General features: G+C 71.7%; 19 protein-coding genes. 4 read left to right on the forward strand and 15 right to left on the reverse strand.

Translation table 11 applies throughout. From position 1 onward, the window contains the following. Positions 1-29 precede the first annotated feature (29 nt). Positions 30-1079, reverse strand: a complete 1050-nt coding sequence (locus tag ACFQ58_RS00905) for a lipoate--protein ligase family protein (RefSeq protein WP_376948609.1) — start codon at positions 1077-1079, stop codon at positions 30-32. Positions 1080-1290: 211 nt separating this feature from the next. On the opposite strand from ACFQ58_RS00905, the gene ACFQ58_RS00910 reads away from it, so the two are divergent. Next, on the forward strand, positions 1291-1914 hold the full coding sequence (locus ACFQ58_RS00910; protein ID WP_376948611.1) for a histidine phosphatase family protein: 624 nt from the start codon (positions 1291-1293) through the stop codon (positions 1912-1914). Between the two features lie 21 nt (positions 1915-1935). On the opposite strand, the gene ACFQ58_RS00915 is transcribed toward ACFQ58_RS00910, so the two are convergent. From ACFQ58_RS00915 to ACFQ58_RS00960, 10 genes are all read right to left on the reverse strand, one after another. After that, positions 1936-2784 carry an alpha/beta hydrolase gene (locus ACFQ58_RS00915; RefSeq protein WP_376948613.1) on the reverse strand — a complete coding sequence of 283 codons (849 nt, stop codon included), beginning with the start codon at positions 2782-2784 and terminating at the stop codon, positions 1936-1938. Positions 2785-2888: 104 nt separating this feature from the next. Continuing rightward, a complete protein-coding gene (locus ACFQ58_RS00920) occupies positions 2889-4397 on the reverse strand; it encodes a tripartite tricarboxylate transporter permease (RefSeq protein WP_376948615.1) in 1509 nt (502 codons plus the stop codon). After that, a complete protein-coding gene (locus ACFQ58_RS00925; protein WP_376948617.1) occupies positions 4397-4936 on the reverse strand; it encodes a tripartite tricarboxylate transporter TctB family protein in 540 nt (179 codons plus the stop codon). Before ACFQ58_RS00925 ends, ACFQ58_RS00920 begins: the two co-directional genes overlap by 1 nt. Before the next feature lie 11 nt (positions 4937-4947). Next, the gene (locus ACFQ58_RS00930; RefSeq protein ID WP_376948619.1) at positions 4948-5913 is read right to left on the reverse strand and encodes a tripartite tricarboxylate transporter substrate binding protein; all 966 of its coding nucleotides are present in this window, start codon (positions 5911-5913) and stop codon (positions 4948-4950) included. A 74-nt stretch (positions 5914-5987) separates the two neighbouring features. Beyond that, entirely contained in the window at positions 5988-6995 is a 1008-nt protein-coding gene (locus tag ACFQ58_RS00935) for a 4-hydroxythreonine-4-phosphate dehydrogenase PdxA (RefSeq protein WP_376948621.1), read from the reverse strand. Between the two features lie 6 nt (positions 6996-7001). Continuing rightward, a complete protein-coding gene (locus ACFQ58_RS00940; RefSeq protein ID WP_376948623.1) occupies positions 7002-7973 on the reverse strand; it encodes a sugar phosphate isomerase/epimerase family protein in 972 nt (323 codons plus the stop codon). 152 nt (positions 7974-8125) lie between these two features. Then, a complete protein-coding gene (locus ACFQ58_RS00945; RefSeq protein WP_376948625.1) occupies positions 8126-8836 on the reverse strand; it encodes a GntR family transcriptional regulator in 711 nt (236 codons plus the stop codon). Further along, positions 8833-9618 carry a triose-phosphate isomerase family protein gene (locus ACFQ58_RS00950; RefSeq protein ID WP_376948627.1) on the reverse strand — a complete coding sequence of 262 codons (786 nt, stop codon included), beginning with the start codon at positions 9616-9618 and terminating at the stop codon, positions 8833-8835. The genes ACFQ58_RS00945 and ACFQ58_RS00950 overlap by 4 nt, the downstream gene beginning before the upstream one ends. Before the next feature lie 4 nt (positions 9619-9622). Then, positions 9623-10075, reverse strand: coding sequence for a ribose-5-phosphate isomerase (locus ACFQ58_RS00955; RefSeq protein WP_376948628.1), 453 nt, complete (start codon positions 10073-10075; stop codon positions 9623-9625). Position 10076: 1 nt separating this feature from the next. After that, positions 10077-11819, reverse strand: a complete 1743-nt coding sequence (locus tag ACFQ58_RS00960; RefSeq protein ID WP_376948630.1) for a dihydroxyacetone kinase family protein — start codon at positions 11817-11819, stop codon at positions 10077-10079. A gap of 144 nt (positions 11820-11963) precedes the next feature. On the opposite strand from ACFQ58_RS00960, the gene ACFQ58_RS00965 reads away from it, so the two are divergent. From ACFQ58_RS00965 to ACFQ58_RS00975, 3 genes are all read left to right on the forward strand, one after another. Further along, on the forward strand, positions 11964-12425 hold the full coding sequence (locus ACFQ58_RS00965) for a MarR family winged helix-turn-helix transcriptional regulator (protein WP_376948632.1): 462 nt from the start codon (positions 11964-11966) through the stop codon (positions 12423-12425). A gap of 5 nt (positions 12426-12430) precedes the next feature. Then, positions 12431-13852: an MFS transporter gene (locus ACFQ58_RS00970; RefSeq protein WP_376948634.1), complete on the forward strand. Its 1422-nt coding sequence runs from the start codon at positions 12431-12433 to the stop codon at positions 13850-13852. 86 nt (positions 13853-13938) lie between these two features. Next, a complete protein-coding gene (locus tag ACFQ58_RS00975; protein WP_376948636.1) occupies positions 13939-14979 on the forward strand; it encodes a hypothetical protein in 1041 nt (346 codons plus the stop codon). Here ACFQ58_RS00975 and ACFQ58_RS00980 read toward each other — a convergent pair. The 4 genes from ACFQ58_RS00980 to ACFQ58_RS00995 all read right to left on the reverse strand — a co-directional run bounded on the left by ACFQ58_RS00980 (position 14976) and on the right by ACFQ58_RS00995 (position 19925). After that, positions 14976-15989: a LacI family DNA-binding transcriptional regulator gene (locus ACFQ58_RS00980; protein WP_376948638.1), complete on the reverse strand. Its 1014-nt coding sequence runs from the start codon at positions 15987-15989 to the stop codon at positions 14976-14978. The genes ACFQ58_RS00975 and ACFQ58_RS00980 overlap by 4 nt on opposite strands. Before the next feature lie 86 nt (positions 15990-16075). Beyond that, positions 16076-18157: a hypothetical protein gene (locus ACFQ58_RS00985; RefSeq protein WP_376948640.1), complete on the reverse strand. Its 2082-nt coding sequence runs from the start codon at positions 18155-18157 to the stop codon at positions 16076-16078. 2 nt (positions 18158-18159) lie between these two features. Beyond that, entirely contained in the window at positions 18160-18990 is an 831-nt protein-coding gene (locus ACFQ58_RS00990) for a carbohydrate ABC transporter permease (RefSeq protein ID WP_376948642.1), read from the reverse strand. Continuing rightward, entirely contained in the window at positions 18987-19925 is a 939-nt protein-coding gene (locus ACFQ58_RS00995) for a carbohydrate ABC transporter permease (RefSeq protein ID WP_376948644.1), read from the reverse strand. Before ACFQ58_RS00995 ends, ACFQ58_RS00990 begins: the two co-directional genes overlap by 4 nt. Between the last annotated feature and the right edge of the window lie 10 nt (positions 19926-19935).

The following is a 19935-nucleotide window of genomic DNA, read 5'->3' on the forward strand; positions in this document are numbered from 1 at the left end:
CACGTTCAGGGGTTCCACAGGCCGCGCGCTCACGGCACGCGCTGCAGCCACTCCTCGGTCGCGAACTTCGAGGCGACGAGCGCCTCGGCCTCGGCGAGCTCATCGGGTGTCACCGAGCCGGGCGTCGCACCGTACAGCCCGGTGAAGGTCTCCTTCAGCCGCTCGATGATCTCGGCACGCGCCAGGCCCGTCTGCGATCGCAGCGGGTCGACGCGCTTGGCCGCCGACGCGATGCCCTTGTCGCTGATCTTCTCGCGCCCGATGCGCAGCACCTCGAGCATCTTGGCGTTGTCGAGGTCGTACGCCATCGTCACGTGATGCAGCACACCGCCCGAGCCGAGGCGCTTCTGCGCGGCGCCCCCGATCTTGCCGGCCGGGCTGGCGATGTCGTTGAGCGGCTGGTACGTCGCGTCGATGCCGAACGAGCGCAGGCCCTGCAGCACCCAGTCGTCGAGGAACGCGTAGGAATCGGCGAAGCTCATGCCCTGCACGAGCTCGGCCGGCACGTACAGCGAGTAGGTGACGACGTTGCCCTTCTCCATCATCATGGCGCCGCCGCCCGAGATGCGCCGCACGACGTCGAAGCCGTAGCGCTCCGCGCCATCCGGGTCGACCTCGTTCTTCACCGACTGGAACGAGCCGATGACGACCGCCGACTCCTCCCACTCCCAGAAGCGCAGCGTGGGCTTGCGGCGGCCCTCGCCGACGCGCGTCGCGAGCACCTCGTCGAGCGCGAGGTGCAGGCGCGGGGGCACGGCGGGGTCGTGCACGATCTCCCACTCGTAGTCCGCCCACGTCGTGGCATCCGTCAGCGCTCGGCGCACCGCGACGGCCACCCCCTCGGCCGAGAACCCGAGCATGACGGCCTCGGGCCGGAGCCCCTTCGTGATCGCCGCAGCGATCTGTTTGGCGTCGGATGCCGCGGGCAGGCCCTCGATCGCCGCGTTGATGTCGTCGAGCGCCTCGTCGGGTTCGAGGAAGAAGTCGCCCGCGACGCGCGCGTTGCGGATCGCGCCGCCCTCGACGTCGAAGTCGACGACCACGAGCTTGCCGCCGGGGACCTTGTACTCACCGTGCATGCGCTCAAGCCTACGGATGCCGCGGCCGCCACTCGCCGTTCACAGGAGATGCGGCGATCTGCAGGATGTTCGCGGCGGGTGCGTCCTGCGCTTCGCCGCATCTCCTGTACACCGGAGCCAGACAGGGGTCGGGGCGGGCCACGGGCGTAGGCTCGGCGCAGGGGCGACCGGCCGGCGGCCCGCACCCCACACGAGACGAACGGGGTGCGCGATGACCACGCTCTTCCTGGCCCGGCACGGCGAGACCGTGTGGCACGCCGAGCACCGGTACGCGGGCTCCTCCGACGTCGCGCTCACCGACCACGGGCTGGTGCAGGCCGACGAGCTCGGCGAGTGGGCGGCTCGGGCGCGGCTGTCTGCGATCGTTGCGTCGCCGCTGCAGCGCGCACGACTGACCGCGAAGCCGGCAGCGGATGCCTCGGGGCTCGACACGCGCATCGATCCGCGTCTGGTCGAGATCGACTTCGGGTCGGGCGAGGGGCTCACGCCCGGCGAGCTCGACGAGCGGATGCCGGCCGAGTGGAAGGCGTTCGAGCGCCATCCGGCCCGCCAGCCCATGCCCGCGGGCGAATCGGGCGTCGAGGGCATCGACCGGGCGCTGCCCGCACTGCTCGAACTGGTCGACGAGTTCCCGCACGGGCGTGTGCTCGTCGTCACGCACGCGACGCTCATGCGGCTCGTGCTCTGCGAGCTGCTCGGCCTCGACCCCGACCGCTACCGCGAGCTGTTCCCCGTGGTGGAGAACTGCGCACTCACCGACCTGCGGTTCGAGGAGCTCGACGGGCAGCGGAGGGCGCGGTTGCTCGGATTCAACGTGCCGCCGCGGGCGTACTGACCGCGCGCGGGAACCCCTGGATCAGTCGACGGCGAAGCGCTCGTCGAGCCAGCGGACCAGGTCGGCGCGCACCTCCTCCTGGCGGAGCTCGTTGAAGATCTCGTGGCGCGCACCCTCATAGACGATGAGCGTCGCGTCGACGAGGTGCGCGCGCCGCTCGTAGTCCTTCAGCAGCGCGAGGCAGCTGCGCTCGCCGCCGATCGGATCGTCGGCCCCGACCATGATGAGCAGTGGCAGCTCGCTCGGGATCCGCTTGGACGGACGGGTCATGAGCCGGAACGACTCCGGCCAGCCGAACAGCTGCTGGAGCGTTCGAGTGGTCGTGTAGGGGTCGGCCTCGAACGCCTCGCACACGGCCGGATCGCTGCAGATCCACTCCATCGAGGTCCCGCCCGGCCTCTGGAAGCGCTTGTTGAGGTCGCCGGTGTTCGTCCAGCCGAGCTGCAGCCATGAGCTGCCGCTGAGCACGACGGCGTCGTACCGGTCGGGATTCCGGTTGACGACGTGCTGGGTCAGGTACGACCCCCACGAGTGCCCGAGGATGACGAGCGGCACGTCGTCGCCCTCGGTCTCGCGGATGACGTCGCCGAACCGCTCGACGCCCGCGATCGCGGCTCGCATGCCACCCGGTCCGGGGCGACCCATCCGGTCGAGGTCGCCGCCGTGCTGTTCGAACCCGGTCTCGCCGTGGCCGCGGTGGTCGTCGGCCCAGACCGAGTACCCGGCGGCATTGAGCGCCTCGATCAGTGCGGCGTATCGTGCGCGGTGCTCGCCGATGCCGTGCGCGAGCTGCACGACCGCGCTCGGCTCGGGCACGCGCCAGTGCTCGTAGTGGATGCGCACGCCCCAGGCGTCGGTGAACGTCGGCATGCGCTCATCCTGTCATCGACCGGGGCGAGCGGATGCCGCGCCGCGGCCGCAGGACGACGTCGGGCCGCCCGCATCCTCCACTGATGCGTGCGGCCCGACGCGGATCAGGCGTCGACCTTCTCTCGTTCCGCACGGGCGCGAGCCCGGGCCCGGATCGTGCCGACGAGCTTCGGGAGCACGACCATGGCCGCCGCGATCGCGAGGACCGCCAGGGCGATCGGGCTCTGGAAGACGACACCGAGATCGCCCTTGCCGATCGCGCTCGTCTGGACGAGCGCCTTCTCGAACAGCGGGCCGAGCACGAGGCCGAGCACGAACGGCGCCGTCGGCAGGTCGAACTCCTTGAGCAGGTAGCCGAGCACGCCGAAGACGAACACGAGCCACACGCTGAACATGTTGTTGCTGACCGAGTACGCGCCGACCAGCGACGTCAGCATGATGATCGGGTACAGGTAGCCGTACGGAATCCGCAGCATCTGGGCGAACACGGGCGCGAGTGGCAGGTTCAGCAGGAGCAGCAGCAGGTTGCCGATGAAGAACGACACGAGCAGGCCCCAGACGAGCTCGGGCTGCGTCTCGAAGAGCAGGGGTCCCGGCTGCAGCCCGAAGATCGTGAACGCGCCGAGCAGCACCGCGGTGGTGGCGCCGCCCGGGATGCCGAGCGCGAGCGTGGGCACGAAGTTCGCGTTGGCCGCAGCATTGTTCGCGCTCTCGGGGCTCGCGACGCCCTCGATGGCGCCCTTGCCGAACTCCGCCTTGTTGCGGCTGACCTTGCGCTCGATGCCGTACGACATGAACGAGGCCAGCGTCGAGCCGGCGCCCGGCAGGATGCCGAGTCCGAAGCCGATGCCCGATCCGCGCAGGATGGCGGGCATCGAACGCGTGATGTCCTTGCGGCTGATGACCATGTCGCGGAAGCGCGCGCGGATCGGCTTCGCCGCGCCGACGCGGATCTGGTAGAACACCTCGCCGAGCGCGAAGAGGCCGATCATGACCTCCACGAACGGGATTCCCGAGAGCAGGTTGACGTTGCCGAACGTGAAGCGCGCCTCGCTCGTGCCGGGCGAGATTCCGACCGTCGCGACGAGGAGACCGGCGACCGCCATGAGCGCGCCGCGAACGAACGCGCCGCCCTGGAAGGTGACCACGATGACGAGGCCCAGGATCATGATCGCGAACATCTCGACCGGGCCGAACTCGAGCGCGGCGTCGGCCAGCGGCGGCGCGAGCGCGATGAGCAGGGCCAACGAGATGATCGCCGCGATGAACGAGCCGATCGCACTGATGGCGAGGGCGGCACCGGCTCGCCCGCGCTTGGCCATCTGGTAGCCGTCGAGGGTCGTGACGACGCTGGCGGCCTCGCCGGGCGTCGAGATGAGCACCGAGGTGATGGTGCCGCCGTACTGCGCTCCGTAATAGATGCCGGCGAGCATGATGAGCGCGGTCACGGGTTCGAGCGTGAACGTGATGGGGAGCAGCACCGCGACACCGGTCGTCGAGCCGAGCCCGGGAAGCAGGCCGATCACGGTGCCGAGCAGCACGCCGACGAAGCACCAGAGCACGTTCTCGAGCGTGAGCGCGGTCTGGAACCCGAGGATGAGGTTGTCGATCATCAGATGAGTCCGATCAGTCCGGTCGGCATCGGCACGCCGAGCAGCTCGGCGAAGACCAGGTGGATGAAGCCCACGGCGAGCGCGCCGACCAGGAGCGAGGGCAGGATGCGGCGGCGCTCGACGACCGTCGAGATGGCGACGACGAGCAGGCCCAGCGAGATGAGCAGCCCGAGGACCGGCACGAGCAGCAGGGCGACCACGGTCATCCCCAGCACGATGGCGAGCATCCGGTTCCGCTGCTTCTGGGACCGGCCGAGCGAGTCGATGTCGGGGGTCTCCTCGACCCGGTCGAGCGCCGCGACGTCCGCCTCGGCCTCGACGCCCGTGAGCTCGTCGGCCTGGTCGGCCGGGTCGCGGCGGCGCAGGATCTGCACGACGTCGACCGCGGCGAGCACGGCGAGCAGGGTGCCGAGCACGACGGGAAGGAAGCCGGCCCCGACCTGGCCGTTCTCCTGCGTGATTCCGTACGAGGCGCCGACGATCGCCGCGGCGGCGCCCACGACCGCCAGGGCCGCGCTGAACGCGGCCCTGACGATCACCGGCGAGAGCGTCACTTCGCGACGACCGCTTCGAGGTCGGCCGAGTTCTGCTCGAGGTAGTCGACGAACTCGTCGCCGTAGACGGCGTTGGCCTGCATGAGGTTCTCCTCGATGTAGGCGGTGTACGCCTCGCTCTCGGCGAACTGCTCCGCGGCGTCGATCCAGAACTCGCGCGCCTCGTCGCTGATCCCGCCGGGGGCGATGAAGCCGCGGAACTGGGCGAACGCGACGTCGATGCCCTGCTCCTTGGCGGTCGGGATGTCGGCGAGCTCCTCGTACTCGTAGCGCTCGTCCGACAGCGCGCACAGCGCACGGAGGTCGCCGGACTCCAGCTGGCCGAGCACCTCGCTCGGGTTCAGGGAGCCGACCTCGACCTGGCCGCCCAGGAGGCCGGCGATGACCTCGCTGCCGCCCTCGAACGGCACCCGGTCGAATGTGACGTCCTGGTCCTGCTCGATGAGGGTGAAGACGACCTCGTCGAGGCTGACCGCGCCCGAGACCGCGGCGACGACGCCGTCGGACTTCGCGGCGTCGATGACATCCGCGCAGGTCTCGAACTCGCTGTCGGCCGGGACGACCATGAGCGTGTAGTCGTCGCCGAGCTTCATGATGGGCGTGAACGAGGTGTGGTCGAAGTCGACGTCGGTCGTGAGCGGCAGGGCCAGCAGCGCGGTCTCGGAGGCGAGCAGGTAGTCGGCGTTGCCCTCCTGGGCGAGGAAGTGCGAGTAGCCGACCGCGCCCGAACCGCCCTCGCGGTTCTCGACGGTGATGGTGGCGCCGGTCGCCTCCTCGAGCGCGCCGGCGATGGCGCGACCCGAGACGTCGGACCCGCCGCCGGCCGCGAACGGCACGATCATGCGGACGTCGTTCGGCGCGAAGCCGTCGGCGCCGGATTCCTGGCCGGCGGCGCTCGAGCATCCGGCGAGGGCGGCGACGGAGACCGCGGCGATGGCGGCGGCCGTGATGCGTGACTTCATTGTCTCTCCTTGGTGTTCTGGGTAGGGATTGCGATCGGGCTGGGGGTGGTTAAGGTCGTCGGCGGGGAGGTCCGTCAGGCGGCGGTCAGGCGTGCGGCACGGGCCTGCGCACCTACGCCGACGGCGACGCGGAAGGCGTGCTCGTAGGCGCCGGTGTTGGCGATGCGCTTGCCGACGACGTCGAAGGCCGTGCCGTGGGCCGGCGTGCAGACCGGCACGCTGAGCCCGCCGGCCATGGTGACGCCGCGGTCGAAGCCGAGGAGCTTCACGGCGATCTGGCCCTGGTCGTGGTACATCGTGAGGACACCGTCGAAGGCGGCGTCACGCGCCTTGATGAAGATCGTGTCGCTCGGGAACGGCCCGGTGGCGTCGACCCCGCGCCGCTGGAGTTCCTCGACCGCCGGGGCGATCAGGTCGATCTCGTGGCGGCCGAACTTGCCGGACTCGCCGGCGTGCGGGTTCAGCGCGCACACGCCGATCCGCGGCGACGCGATGCCACGCGCCTGCAGTACGCGCTCGAGCAGCTCGCCCCGCTCGACGATGAGGTCGAACGTGATGAGGTCGGCGACCTCGGCGATCGAGCAGTGAGACGTCACGCGGCCGGTCACGAGCTCGGGCAGGATGTTCAGCTCGGTCGCGGTCGTCCCGTCGCCGAGCACGGTCTCGAACCACGACATCTCGTCGTTCTCCTCCATGCCGGCCAGGTGCAGCGACGACTTGTTGAGCGGGGCGAACACGATCGAGTCGACCTCGCCCTGCTTCGACAGTTCGAGCGCGGTGCGGAGGCTCGCCATGGCCCACAGCCCACCGGCACGCGACGGCTCGCGCCGGACGAAGCCGCCCACGGGACGCGTGCCGCCGTTGTCGACGAGCTGCGGCACGCCCGTGCCGGCCTCGCGGGTCCAGGCGAACTCGACGCCGGCGTCGTCCATGGCGTCGCGCAGCTCCTGCTCGTCGCCCACGAGGATGAGGTCGGCCGCGGCCGAGCTCGCGGAGTCGGCGAGGGTGCGCGCGACGAGCTCGGGTCCGACGCCGGCGGGGTCGCCGAAGGTGAGCGCGATCCGGGGGCGGGGTGCCTGCATGATGCTTCAGTTCCTCTCCGCGCTGCTCGGCGCGAGTTCGGGTCGGGCGGGGATCGTGGTCGGCAGCACCCGGCGCAGGTACTCCTGGGCACGCCCGCACATCGCGAGGCTGTCACCGCCGTAGTGCTCGCACGTGAGGACGCCGCGGTAGCCGAGTGCGACGGCCTCCCTGACCGCCCAGCGGTAGTCGATGACGCCCGCGTCGAGCGTGGTGGGCACGGCCGTCTGCCACGAGCCGTCGGCCGCCTCGTCGCGCGCGTAGTTCTTCAGGTGCCAGTAGTTGGCGTACGGCAGCGTCGTCGCGTAGAGCTCGCGCCAGTCCTCGACGGGCCGGTGCAGGCGGACGAGGTTGCCCACGTCCGGGTTGAGGCCGACGTTGTCGAGCCCGACCTCCTCGATGAACCGCACGGCGCTCGCCGCCGTGCCGAGATACGTGTCCTCGTACAGCTCGAGTGAGACGATGAGGCCGACGCTCGCGGCGTGCTCGCCGAGCTCGCGGATGGCGCGAACCGCGCGGGCGCGCTGCTCGGCGTCGTCGGAGTCGACGTGCCCCTTGGCGGTCCAGAACCAGAGCGCCCGGCGCTGCGCCTCGGTGAACGGGGCGTGGAGCCCGGTCGAGTAGACGCTCGCACCGAGTTCCGCGGTGGCGTCGATGCTGCGGTGCGCGTAGGCGAGGTTCTCGGCCTCACGACCGGGGATCGCGACGCTGGCTCGCTGGATATGGACCGCTGGAATGCCGACACCGTGTTCGCGGGCGGTCTCGACGAGCTCGCGGCGGCGCTCCGGCGAGAGCTCGGCCGGGCGGAGGAGCCCGTCGGTGATCTCGGCGAGCCGGAAGCCCTCCGCGGCGACGTCCTCGAAGATCGTCGCCCAGGTCTCCGCCGGGGCGTCCTGGACGGCGACGCCGTCTCGCCCGATCGGCGGGACGCCGAGGAGGCAGGTGGCGATCGGCCACTCCTCGGCGCGGTACTCGTGCATGCTCACTCCATCGTAATGCGGTCGACCGGTTGATCGGTTCAAGCGCCTCTTTCATAGATCCTATAGGAAATATCCCACAGTGCAAGTCGCGTGTTGGTCGGCGGCCCCGGGTGATCGTCGCGCTCGACCCGGAGACGGTGGTCGGCTCGGCGTCAGCTGTCGGTGTCGCCGACCGAGCGGGCGCGCACGTTCTCGATGTGGCGGCGCATGGCCTGCACTGCAGCATCCGAATCGCCCGAGGCGAACGCATCGACGAGGGCGCGGTGCTCGACGGCCGCCTCGTGCACGTCGCGCGGGCCGCGGATGATCGCCTGGCGCATCCGGTGCGTCAGCGCGCCGAGGGCGTCGTACATCTCCTGGATGTAGCGGTTGCCGCTGGCCGCGAAGATCGTCCGGTGGAACTCGAGGTCGCTGTCGAAGTACGCGCGGGTCAGCGACAGCGGCACGCTGCCCTGGTCGAGGCGTGCCACGATGCGCTCGCTCTCGCGCGCGTGGTGCTCGAGCGCCTTCCGCAGCGGGGGCAGGAGCTCGTCGGCGTGCTCTGCGGCCAGCCGCGCCGCCTCCACCTCGAGCATCTGGCGCGCGTCGAACAACTCGGCGAGCTGCTCGCCCTGGAGCGGCGGCGCGACCCGGTAGCCGCGCAGCGCCTCGCGCGTGACGAGTCCGGTGCGCTCGAGTTGCACCATGGCCTCTCGGACCGGGGTCGGCGAGACGTCGAGCTGCCGCGCGAGCGTGTCGATCGACAGGCGGGCACCCGGTTCGACCTCGCCCTCGAGCAGCATCTCGAGGATGCGGTCGTACACGCGGTCGCGCAGTCCGCGGCGTTCGAGCTCCCCCACACCGCGGATCGGCAGGCTGGTCATCTCGTTGCCTCCAGTGCGACGACGTCATCGAGGATCCGCGCGAACGCGGCCGGGTCGTGGGCGAATCGGCCGAGGAACATCCCGTCGAGGGAATCGGCGATCCGCGGCCACAGGCCGGGTCCGGCGCTACCACCGTAGATCACGCGAGCCTCGCGGAACGCGGAATCGTCGGCCAGGTGCGCGCGGAGCGCCGAACCGACGGCACGGATGTGCGCGTCGCTCGCCGGCTCGGATGCGCCGATCGCCCACACGGGCTCGTACGCGATGACGATCGATGCGACCGATCCGCCGTCCCGGGTGCGGGCGAGCGCCACGGATGCCTCGAGCTGGGCGATGCACGCCGCGGCCGCGTCATCGGCACGACCCCGTTCCGCTTCGCCGACGCACACGAGCGGCGTCATCCCGTGCCGCAGCGTCGCCGCGACCTTCCGGGCGACCGTGTCGTCCGTCTCGCCGAACATCGCCCGGCGCTCCGCGTGGCCGACCTCCACGAGCGAGACACCGTGCTCGGCCAGCTCGGGGGCGGAGACCTCCCCGGTGTAGGCGCCCGAGTCCTCCCAGTGCACGTCCTGGGCGCCGACGAGCATGCCGGCGGCGGATGCCACGGGCCCCACGAGCGGGATCGACGGGAAGCTCGGGATCACGAACGGCTGCACGATCCCGTCGCGCACCGCCGGATGCGTCGCGCAGCGTTCGGCCACGTCACGGGTCCACTCGAGCGAGCGGCCCGGCCCGAAGTACATCTTGAGGCTGGAGCCGATGAGCAGCGGCGGACGCGCCATCCGCTCAGCCCTCGTAGGCGCAGATCGCGTCGACCTTCGCCTTGGACGCGCTCGCGGGATCGAATTCGTAGGCGAGCCATTCGGACGCCAGGCGGCGGGCGAGCTCGCGGCCGACGACGCGCTGGCCCATGCAGAGCACCTGCGCGTCGTTGGAGAGGACGGATCGTTCGACCGAGAACGAGTCGTGCGCCGTGACGGCGCGGATGCCGCCGACCTTGTTCGCCGCGATCGCGACGCCGAGGCCGGTACCGCAGATGAGGATCGCCCGGTCGGCGTCCCCGCGCGCCACCCGCTCGGCGGCCTCGATCGCGACCGCCGGGTAGGGTGCGGTCGCATCGCGCACCACGCCCACGTCGACGACCGACTCGACCCGCGGGTCGCTCGCGAGGTCGGCCTTGATGGCCTCCTTGTAGTCGAATCCGGCCTCATCGCTGCCGACGATCATGCGGAATCCCATGTCACTGCTCCTTCGTGGTTTCGAGGACGCCGTGCACGGTGGAGCACACGAGCGCGAACGACACGGCACCGGGGTCGGGCGTGCCGATGGACTTGTCGCCGTGCGACCGGGCTCGCCCGAGGGTCGCGGCGAGGGCGGCCGTGCCCTGCGCGGCCGCTTCGGCACGGTCGGTGGCCAGGCGCCAGGATGTCGCGAGCCGGCCGGCGCCCGCGCTGGCCGCGAGCTCGTCGGCGAAGGGCACGATCGCGTCGACCATCGTCTTGTCGCCGACCTTCGCCTTGCCGTACGCCATCACCGCGTCCTTCGCCGCGACGACGCCGGCGGCGACATCCGCGGCCGCGATCGATCGGTCGTCGCCGAGCGCTGCCCCGAGCGTGCGGAGCAGCTCGCCCCAGATCGCCCCGGAGGTGCCGCCGGCGCGATCGCTCCACGCCGCACCGGCCCGCTCGAGCGTCGTGCGCGCACCGGCCCCGGCTTCGGCGGCGGCGCGTGCGGCCTCGCCGGCGGCCCGCGACCCGCGCTGCATGCCGATGCCGTGGTCGCCGTCGCCGGCGATCCGGTCGATCCGGCCGAGCTCGTCGGCAGCCCGGTCGAGCTCGAACGCGACGGCGTCGAGGGCCGCGGCGATCCGCACCGCGGCGGCGCGTGACGCCGGCGCGGCGTCGGGGATGGGTGCACTGTCGTGCGCGCCGGTCGCGACATCCGGCATCTCGACGATCTCGAGCTGGTCCTGCGGCGCAGGCGAACCCTTCCGGAACGCCGGCGCGTCGGCCGGTGCGCGCCACAGGCGCTCGAGCTCGTCGTCGAGCCACAGCAGGGTCAGTGAGCAGCCGGCCATGTCGAAGCTCGTGCACAGCTCGCCGACCTCGGGCTCGACGACCACGAGGCCGCGTGCCGCGAGCAGGCGGTGCACCGCGCGGTAGACGACGAAGAGCTCCTCGTACTTCACGCCGCCGAGGCCGTTGAGCAGCGGCACGACACGCGCGCCGTCGAGGTCGACGCCGTCCGGAACCTCCTCGAGGAGCTTCGTGACGAACAGCTCGGCGAGCCCGTCGGCGGACGGCACGTCGACCTCGTCGATGCCCGGCTCGCCGTGGATGCCGAGGCCCACGGCCATGCGCCCCTCGGGCACGGTGAACAGCGGGGCGTCGGCTCCGGGCAGGGTGCAGCCGGTGAAGGCGACTCCGAACGATCGCGTGCGGTGATTCGCAAGGCGGGCGACACGCTCGACGCCGTCGAGGTCGTAGCCGTCCTCCGCTGCGGCACCGGCCGTCTTGAAGACGGCGAGGTCGCCCGCGATGCCGCGTCGCTGCTCGATCCGGTCGCGCGGCGCGCTCCAGATATCGTCGGTCACGGCGACCGTGCGCACGTCATGGCCCTCGGCGCGCAGGCGCTCCTGCGCCTGGTCGAAGTGCAGGACGTCGCCCGCGTAGTTGCCGTAGCTGAGCAGCACTCCCCTGCCGCGGTCGACCGCCGCAGCGATCGCGTGCACCTGGCTCGCGGCCGGCGAGGCGAAGAGGTTGCCCATGGCGGCACCGTGCGCGAGACCCTGGCCGACGAGCCCGCCGAACGCCGGGTAGTGCCCGCTGCCCCCGCCGATGACGACCGCGACGGTCGGCTCGGCGGAGCGCGTCGAGCGGATGACGCCGCCCGGCGCGGCACGCACCCAACGCGACGACGCGGCGGCGAAGCCCTCGATCATCTCGTCGGCGAACTGGGCGGGGTCGTTGAACAGTCGCGTCATCGCGCTCTCCTCGGCTCGGCATCGGGCGGGTCCAATATCGAAGATCCTATAGGAAAATGGCCGGAGTACCGACCTGGCACCCCGACGCGGTGGGCGCTGCTGGCCGGGGAATCATTAGCCGTGCTAATTTGTTATGCTAACTACATGACCGACACCCTCGCTCCGGCACCCGCGCGCCCGCGGCGCGCCACGCTCGCCGAACAGAGCACCGAGCTGCGCCTCTCGGTCATGCGCCTCGCCCGCCGAATGCGGCAGGAGCGCGCCGACGCCGAGCTCAGCGCGACCCAGTACGCCGCCCTCGCGTGGACGGCGAGCGAGGGTCCACTCACCCCCGGCCGGCTCGCCGAGCTCGAGCGGGTCACCCCACCCTCGATGAACCGCACCGTGAACTGCCTCGTCGAATCGGGCCTGCTCGTGCGCGAGGGCTCCCCCGACGACGGGCGCAAGATCCTGCTGCACGCGACCGACGCCGGCCACGAGATCGTGCGCGAGACGCGCCGTCGTCGCGACGCCTGGCTCGCCAAGCGCCTGGCCGCCCTCACCCCCGACGAGCGCAACACCATCGCCGCCGCGACCGACATCCTCAGGAGGCTCACCGACCAGTGAAATCCATGTTCCGCTCCCTCGCGTCGGTCGACTACCGCATCTGGTTCGTCGGCGCGCTCATCTCCAACATCGGCGCCTGGATGCAGGCCACCGCCCAGAGCTGGGTCGTGCTCACCGAGCTGACCGACAACGACGCGCTCGCCGTCGGCATCACCATGGCGCTGCAGTTCGCGCCGCAGCTGCTGCTCGTGCCCGTGACCGGGCTCATCGCCGACCGCTTCGAGCGCCGCAAGATCCTCATGGTGACCCAGAGCGCCCTCATGGTGCTCGGCTTCGCGCTCGGCGCGCTGCTCATCCTCGGCCACGCCGAGCTCTGGCACCTCTACGTCTTCGCCGGCCTGCTCGGCATCGTCAACGCGATCGACATGCCCGCCCGCCAGACGTTCGTCGCCGACCTCGTCTCGTCGTCCAACATGTCGAACGCGGTCGCGCTCAACTCGGCGTCGTTCAATGCGGCCCGCATGATCGGCCCCGCCCTCGCGGGCCTGCTCATCGTGCTCGTCGGCACCGGCTGGGTCTTCGTGATCAACGCCGTCACGTTCATCGCGGTGCTCGTCGCTCTCGCCAAGCTGAGCGGCGCCAAGGTGCGACGGATGCCGCGCGCCCCCCAGGAGCGCGGCGCCTTCGTCGCCGGCTTCCGCTACGCGGCCGGCCGCCCCGACCTCGCGGTCGTCTTCGTGATGGTGTTCCTCATCGGCGCGTTCGGCATGAACTTCCCGATCTTCTCGTCGACCATGGCGGTCGAGTTCGGGCGCGGCGCAGGCGAGTACGGCCTGCTGTCGTCCATCCTCGCGATCGGCTCGCTCACGGGCGCGCTGCTCGCCGCGAAGCGCGAACGCGCGCGAATGCGCGTGATCATCGCCGCCGTCGCGTTCTTCGGCGTGGCCGCGACGGTCGCCGCCGTCATGCCGACCTATTGGCTGTTCGCCGCGTCGACCGTGTTCATCGGCTTCACGATCGTGACCATGCTGACCACCGCGAACGGGTACGTGCAGACCACGACCGACCCGCTGCTGCGCGGCCGCGTCATGGCGATCTACATGGCGATCCTCTCCGGCGGCACGCCGATCGGCGCGCCCATCGTCGGCGCCGTCGCCAACGCGTGGGGTCCTCGCTGGGCACTCGGCATCGCAGCAGCAGCTGCAGCCGTGGCCGCGCTCATCGGGCTCGGCTGGCTGATCGTCGCCCGCGGCCTCCGCGTCGTGCGCCATCCGGCGGCGGGCTGGATGCCGCGACTCGCGCTCGACTACGCCGAGGCGCCGACCGCGGCGATCGCGGTGCCGCTCACGCGTCCGGTCGACGTGGTGAAGCGCCAGCCGGCGCCGCACGCCGCCGCCGCGGAGCGGCCCCCCGTGGTGCCGGAACGCGCGGCCGGGTCGACGCGCCCGGCTCCGTGCCCGACCGCGCCCGCGGCATCCGGCAGCTGATGCTCGGCCGGCGCACCCGCCGGGCGGTCGCGTCGGGCGATACGGTACCCCTACGCCTGCCGTGACGCCGACCGAGACGAGACGCCGTGGATTCCTCCGAGACCGACCCCGCCGCCGCCCCGACCGAGCCGCCCGTCACCGGGCCTGACGCAGAGGTCGGCGACACGCGGATCGACGAAACCGCCCCGCCGCGCCGCATCCCGTGGTGGGTGTGCCTGCTCGTCGGCATCGCCTCGGCCGCGATCGGCCTGCTGCCGTGGCTCATCACGGGCATGCGACTGCCGCTGCAGAACCTGTGGGCGACCGAGACGCTGCCCGAGGACATGCCGGTCGTGCTCCTGCCGTTCAGCCAGTACGCGCTGACGCTCATCGTCGCGGTGATCGTCACGGGCGCCGCCGTCGCGGGCATCGCCGCGCGGGCGATGGGCCGTCGCCGTCCCCGGTTCGGAGCCGTCCTCGCGCTGGTCGGCCTCCTGGCGGTCCAGGTCATCGCCGTCGTGCAGACCTCCACGGTGGTCGCCAGCGGCCTCGAGCGCCGCTGGGAGTCCGACCTGTACCTCGCGGCGCTCGTCGGGCTCGCCGCGCTGTCGACCCTCGTCGGCGTGCTCGTGATGCTGCTCGTCGCCGCGGCGCCGCGCGCGGGAGCCGTCATCGGCCTGAGCATCGCGGCGGTCGCCTCGGTGTCGTGGTTCACCGGCCTGATCGTGCCGTTCGGCAGCGTGCAGCCGACCGGGCTGTCGCCGCTGCTCGACCTCATCCGCTGGATCCCGCCGATCCTGGTGGGCGCCGCCATCGCGTGGGGCGGCGTGAACACGGTCGGGCGCGTCATCGCGGCGCTCTTCGGCCTCGTGCTGCTCTGGATCGGCCCCGCGCTCATCACGGCGGTGACCATGGCCGCGGGCAGCCGCGCACTCGCGAGCGACCCGCCCGAGATGGTCCAGTACGCCCTCGAGGTGTTCCGGATGGCGCTGACCACACCGAGTCTCGTGATCCCGCCGCTCGTCGTCGCAGTCGTCGTCGCAGCGGTCGGCCTCGTGGGGCGCGCCGTCCTCCGACGCTCGAGGAGGACGGACTCGACACCTCCGGCCGGCGCCGCCGACGACGACCGCAGCGGCAGCGCGAGCTAGCGGCGCGGGCCCGTCGACGCCCGCACGACGAGCTCGGGCTGGAACTGCACCTGGTCGGGGACGAAGTCGTCACCGTGCCGTGCCTCGCGCAGGAGCAGGTCGACCGCCGTGTACCCGATGAGCCAGGCCGGCTGCCGGATCGACGAGAGCGGCACCACCGCGGCCTGCGCGAAGTCGATGTCGTCGTAGCCGACGAGTGCGACATCCTCGGGCACGTTCACGGAGCCGAGCATCACCATGGCCTGCAGTACGCCCATCGCGAGCAGGTCGTTGGCGGCGAAGATCGCGTCGGGTCGGTCGCCGGGCGCCCGCTCGCGAATCCGCTCGCCCGCGGCGCGACCCTCGAGCACGGTCGTGCCCTCGGTCTCGATGACCTCGAGCGTGACGCCCGGCGTCTCGGCGGCGGCCCGCCGCGCGCCCTCGAGGCGGTCGGCCACCTGGCGGATGCCCGTCGGGCCTCCCACGAACGCGATGCGCCGACGGCCGGACTCGACGAGGTGACGCACGGCGAGCGCGCCCCCGACGATGTCGTCGACCGCGACCGACGAGAAGCTGCGGTCCTCGGCCTCGCGGTCGACGAGCACGACGGGAACGCCCCGCGTGCGGAGGCGCGCCAGTCGTGGCAGGTCGTCGGCCATGGGCGAGATGAGCACGCCGTGCACGCGCTGCTCCTCGAAGAGGTCGAGGTATGCGCGTTCGCGGTCGGGGTTCTCGTCGCTGTTCCCGAGCAGGATCGTCATGCCGTCCTCGGCCGCGCGATCCTCGGCGCCGCGCGCGACGTCGGTGAAGAAGGGGTTGCGCACGTCGAGGACGACGAGGCCGATCGAGCGGCTGCGGCCGGCCCGGAGCTGCCGGGCGGCATCATTGCGCACGAAGCCGAGCTCGTCGATCGCGGCGAGCACTCGCGCGACCGTGTCGGGCGAGACCTTCTCGGGCCGATTCAGCACGTTCGACACGGTGCCGACCGATACGGATGCCGCGGCCGCGACGTCGCGCACGCTCACCGCCATGACCGTCCTCCTGTCGTCCGCCACGCTCCCCCGTTCCTCCAATGATCGCAGCCGCGGGCGGCTCGAAGCGGAGCCGCCCCGCCGGATCAGCCGATCGACCACTCCACGACCGCCGGGCCGTGGTCGACACGGTCGCCGCGGACCAGCGCGGTCCCGGAGGGCATATCGACCGAAACCTGCTCCGCGTCGGCGCGCACGACGAGGTCGCCGGCCGGAAGCGGGATCACCGCGCCCGCCCAGTCGAGCTCGCCGAGACGGGGTGCGACCTCGAAGCGCGCCCAGCCGTCGGCGAGCGGCCGCACTCCGAGCACCGCCTCGGGCAGGATCGCGGCGGGTCCCGCCGCCCACGCATGGCACAGGCTCCGCCCGTACGGGCGGCCGTACATCTCGAACGGCGAGTCGCCGGACGCCGCCTCCTCCCAGAACGTGCCGGGCCCCGCGTCGAGCATGGCGACCCACACCTCCCGCACCTCGTCGAGCGCGACATCCGGCTCTCCCGCCGCGAGGAGGGCGCGCAGCCGGAAGGCGGTCATGAACGGCGTGCCCGCCGTCCCTTCCCGGATCGACGCGACGACACCCGCGGGCACGCCGTCGGGGTGGAGGCCCGCGAGCACCGCGAGGAAGTTCGCATACGGCGCGCGCGAAGCGGACTCGTCGGCGTCGAGGTAGTCGGCCCACCGACCGGAGCCGGCGAGCCATCCGCGTGCCCGCACGGTCGACTCGACCGTGTCGGCGAGCCGGTCCCAGCGGGCCGCGCCCGCATGGCCGACCCTGGCGAGGACGCGATGGGCACTGCGCAGCGCCCAGGTCCAGAGCATCTGGAGGGCGACCGGGTCGCGGCCGTCCTCGAGCGCGAGCCCCCAGTCGAGGAACACCGACCCCGGCCCCGAGTCGACGAACCCGCCGCGCTGCGCCTCGGGCCGGAACACGCCGTCGGCGTCGGCGTGCCGGGCCAGTTCGCCGACGAACGCGTCGATGCGATCGGCCTCGCGGGCGGCGTGGGCGACGTCCCCGAAGTACCGCACGTAGAGGTCGGTATTCACGACGTGCCAGAGGGAGTAGTCGGCGATGCCGTTGACGTAGCCGTGCTCGGGTCGCCCGAGCGCGACGAGCCCGTCGGCGATCACCTGGCCGTCTCCGAGCGCGAACGCGTTCGCGAGCGTGCTGAGCGCCTGGTCGCCGGCCCACGGCATGCGATCCCGCTTGATGCCGTCGATCATGAGGCCCTGGTCGCAGAGTCGCAGGGTGTACTGGGCGGCCGCCCAGATCCCGGTGAGTCGCTCGTCGGAGCACGCGAACGCACCGGGGCGGTCGACCGGGGCGACCTCGGCGCGCACCGGGACCGTCGCGGGCGCCTCATCCCCCGACACCGCCAGGTACCTGAAGCCGAGCGGATGGCGCGTGGTCCAGCCACCCGCCGACGCCGGGACGACCTCGTGGCGGGTCTCGCGTTCCGACTCGCCGGCGCGCGCCTCGGCGACGCTCTCCCCGCTGCCCACGACGGGCTCGCGCTCGCCGTCGAGGAACGGCCGACCGAGCACCGGCGCCCCGACGTCGTACAGGCCGTCGGGCCCGCGCACCGCGGCGACCTCGACACTGCCGGGCGGGTCGAGGTGCGGGGCCCGCGTGCCGCCGGGCCGAGCGACGACGGGTTCGAACGGGCCGTGGTCGATGCTCGCGCTCCATCCGGCGAGCGGGGCGCCCGCCGCCACGCCGATCGCGGGTGCCGTGCCCGGTGCCGCGGTCACGTCGAGTTCCACGGTCGCCCCCGGCGCCGGGAGGACGAACTCGACGGCGTCGCCGACGGCACGCATGGCTTCGGGCGCGGGCCCCGCGCCATCCGTCGCCCCATCGTCGAGCATGAGCACCCCGACATCCGCTCGGCCCTCGACCAGCACGCGAACCGCGCCGGCGCCCGTCGCGACCGCCCGGAAGCGGACCCGTGCGGCCGGCCGGCCGTGGTTGCGCGGGTAGTGCACGTGCCGGTTCGCCGCGAACCCGTCGTCGACGAGCCGCCCGAGCAACGCCAGCGGGTACTGGTCGGGGCCGTAGGCCCACTCGTGGGTGGAGGGACGCGGCACGACGTCGGCGTCGTCGAACGGCTGCGGCGAGCGCGCCCGCACCCACCGCCGCAGCTCATCGGCCGAGTGCGGCGGCGCCTCCGCCATGGTCAGCCCTTCACGGCACCGGACGTCATGCCGGCGACGATCTGGCGCTGGAAGATGATGTACATGATCAGCGGCGGGATGGTGATCAGCAGGATGTCGGCGAAGAGCAGGTTGAACGAGCTCACCGCCTGGGCCCGGTAGTTGAACGTCGTGAGCTGCACCGTGGCGTTGTCCTCGCCGGGCAGGAAGTACAGCGCGAACGCGAAGTCGTTGAACACCGTCACCGACTGCACGACGATCACCGTGACGATGACCGACTTGAGCAGTGGGAAGATCACGCGGAAGAACAGCTTGATGGAACCGGCGCCGTCGATGATGGCCGCCTCGTCGAGTTCGCGCGGGATCGTGGCGACGAAGGCCCGGAACAGCAGGATGCAGAACGACAGGCCGAAGGCGACGTGCACGGCGATCAGGCCCACGAGCGTCTTGAAGAGACCGAGGCCCTGGAGCACCCAGATCGTCGGCACCACGGCCGGCGGGATGATGAGGCCGGCCAGGACGAGTCCGTTGACGACCGGATTCCACCGCGACCGGCGCCGCTGCACGACGTAGCCCACCATCGCGCCGAGGACGACCATGATCGACACCGCGCCCACCGTGAGGATCGCGCTGTTGATGAACGCGCGGACCAGGAGGAAGTCGCGGTTCTCGACCACCGCGACGAGGTTGTCCCAGAGGACCCATTCTGTCGGCCAGGTGAACTCGAGGAAGGACGACTCGGCCTGGGTCTTGCCGGCCGTGAACACGATGAACGCGAACGGCACGATGAACACGACGATCGCGACGAGGACGGCGGCGCTGCCCGCTCCCCAGCGCCAGGCGACGCTTCTCACTGGTCCGCCTCCTTCCGGTTGAGCCACCACGAGAGCGGGTAGATGATCGCGGCCACGACGACGAACAGCACGACGTTGCCGGCGGTGGAGAGGCCGAAGAAGCCGGCCTGGTACTGCTTGTAGACCACTGACGCGAGCACGTCGCTCGTGAAGCCCGGGCCGCCGCCGGTCATCGTCCAGATGAGGTCGAACGATCGGAGTCCACCGATGAGCGAGAGCAGGACGACCGTGACGGTGGCCGGACGGAGCAGCGGGAGCGTGATGTGCCGGAAGGTGTTCCAGGCCCCCGCCCCGTCGACCTTCGCCGCCTCGAAGTACTCCGCGGGAATGGCCACCATGCCGGCGATGTAGATGAGGGTCGCGAGCCCGACGCCCTTCCAGACGTCGACGAGCGCGACCGAGATCAGCGCGAGCGACGGATCCGTGAGCCATCCGGGGCCCGTGATGCCCACGGCCGCCAGCGCCTCGTTGATGGGCCCGCCGAACGGGTCCAGGAGCACCTGGAAGAGGATGCCGACCCCGATCGTGCTCACGAGCACGGGGAAGAACACCGTGGCGCGGAGGAACCCGCGGCCGATGATCTGCGAGCTCAGGAACACGCCGAGCAGGAGGCCGAGCACGACCTTGAGCCCGGACGTGAGGAACGCGTAGATGAACGTGTTGACGAAGCCCGTCACGAGCTGGGGCTCCTGGAAGAACCGCACGAAGTTGTCGAAGCCGATGAACTCGACGTCGAACAGGGTCCACCTCGTGAGCGAGAAGTAGAACGACGCGACCGTGGGGATGAGGAACAGGACGACGTAGAACACGCCGGCGGGGATGAAGAACCACGTCGGGTACGGGCTCCTCATGGGCTTGCGCTTCCGCGGCTCGCGCGGCGTCTTCGCCGCGTGGTCGGCGGTCGCGGGGCGGCCTGGGGCCGTCGCGGTGGTCATGGTGGTTCTC

The organism is Agromyces sp. NPDC056523 (assembly GCF_042794545.1).
In the GTDB taxonomy this organism is placed as follows: Bacteria; Actinomycetota; Actinomycetes; order Actinomycetales; family Microbacteriaceae; genus Agromyces.

Coding starts and splice junctions, on each gene's coding strand:
- ACFQ58_RS00970 (WP_376948634.1), top strand. CDS start 12,431: ATGTTCCGCTCCCTCGCGTCGGTCGACTACCGCATCTGGTTCGTCGGC.
- ACFQ58_RS00945 (WP_376948625.1), bottom strand. CDS start 8,836: ATGACCAGCCTGCCGATCCGCGGTGTGGGGGAGCTCGAACGCCGCGGA.
- ACFQ58_RS00905 (WP_376948609.1), bottom strand. CDS start 1,079: ATGCACGGTGAGTACAAGGTCCCCGGCGGCAAGCTCGTGGTCGTCGAC.
- ACFQ58_RS00995 (WP_376948644.1), bottom strand. CDS start 19,925: ATGACCACCGCGACGGCCCCAGGCCGCCCCGCGACCGCCGACCACGCG.
- ACFQ58_RS00910 (WP_376948611.1), top strand. CDS start 1,291: ATGACCACGCTCTTCCTGGCCCGGCACGGCGAGACCGTGTGGCACGCC.
- ACFQ58_RS00950 (WP_376948627.1), bottom strand. CDS start 9,618: ATGGCGCGTCCGCCGCTGCTCATCGGCTCCAGCCTCAAGATGTACTTC.
- ACFQ58_RS00955 (WP_376948628.1), bottom strand. CDS start 10,075: ATGGGATTCCGCATGATCGTCGGCAGCGATGAGGCCGGATTCGACTAC.
- ACFQ58_RS00980 (WP_376948638.1), bottom strand. CDS start 15,989: ATGGCGGTGAGCGTGCGCGACGTCGCGGCCGCGGCATCCGTATCGGTC.
- ACFQ58_RS00920 (WP_376948615.1), bottom strand. CDS start 4,397: ATGATCGACAACCTCATCCTCGGGTTCCAGACCGCGCTCACGCTCGAG.
- ACFQ58_RS00960 (WP_376948630.1), bottom strand. CDS start 11,819: ATGACGCGACTGTTCAACGACCCCGCCCAGTTCGCCGACGAGATGATC.
- ACFQ58_RS00965 (WP_376948632.1), top strand. CDS start 11,964: ATGACCGACACCCTCGCTCCGGCACCCGCGCGCCCGCGGCGCGCCACG.
- ACFQ58_RS00940 (WP_376948623.1), bottom strand. CDS start 7,973: ATGCACGAGTACCGCGCCGAGGAGTGGCCGATCGCCACCTGCCTCCTC.
- ACFQ58_RS00915 (WP_376948613.1), bottom strand. CDS start 2,784: ATGCCGACGTTCACCGACGCCTGGGGCGTGCGCATCCACTACGAGCAC.
- ACFQ58_RS00985 (WP_376948640.1), bottom strand. CDS start 18,157: ATGGCGGAGGCGCCGCCGCACTCGGCCGATGAGCTGCGGCGGTGGGTG.
- ACFQ58_RS00930 (WP_376948619.1), bottom strand. CDS start 5,913: ATGAAGTCACGCATCACGGCCGCCGCCATCGCCGCGGTCTCCGTCGCC.
- ACFQ58_RS00935 (WP_376948621.1), bottom strand. CDS start 6,995: ATGCAGGCACCCCGCCCCCGGATCGCGCTCACCTTCGGCGACCCCGCC.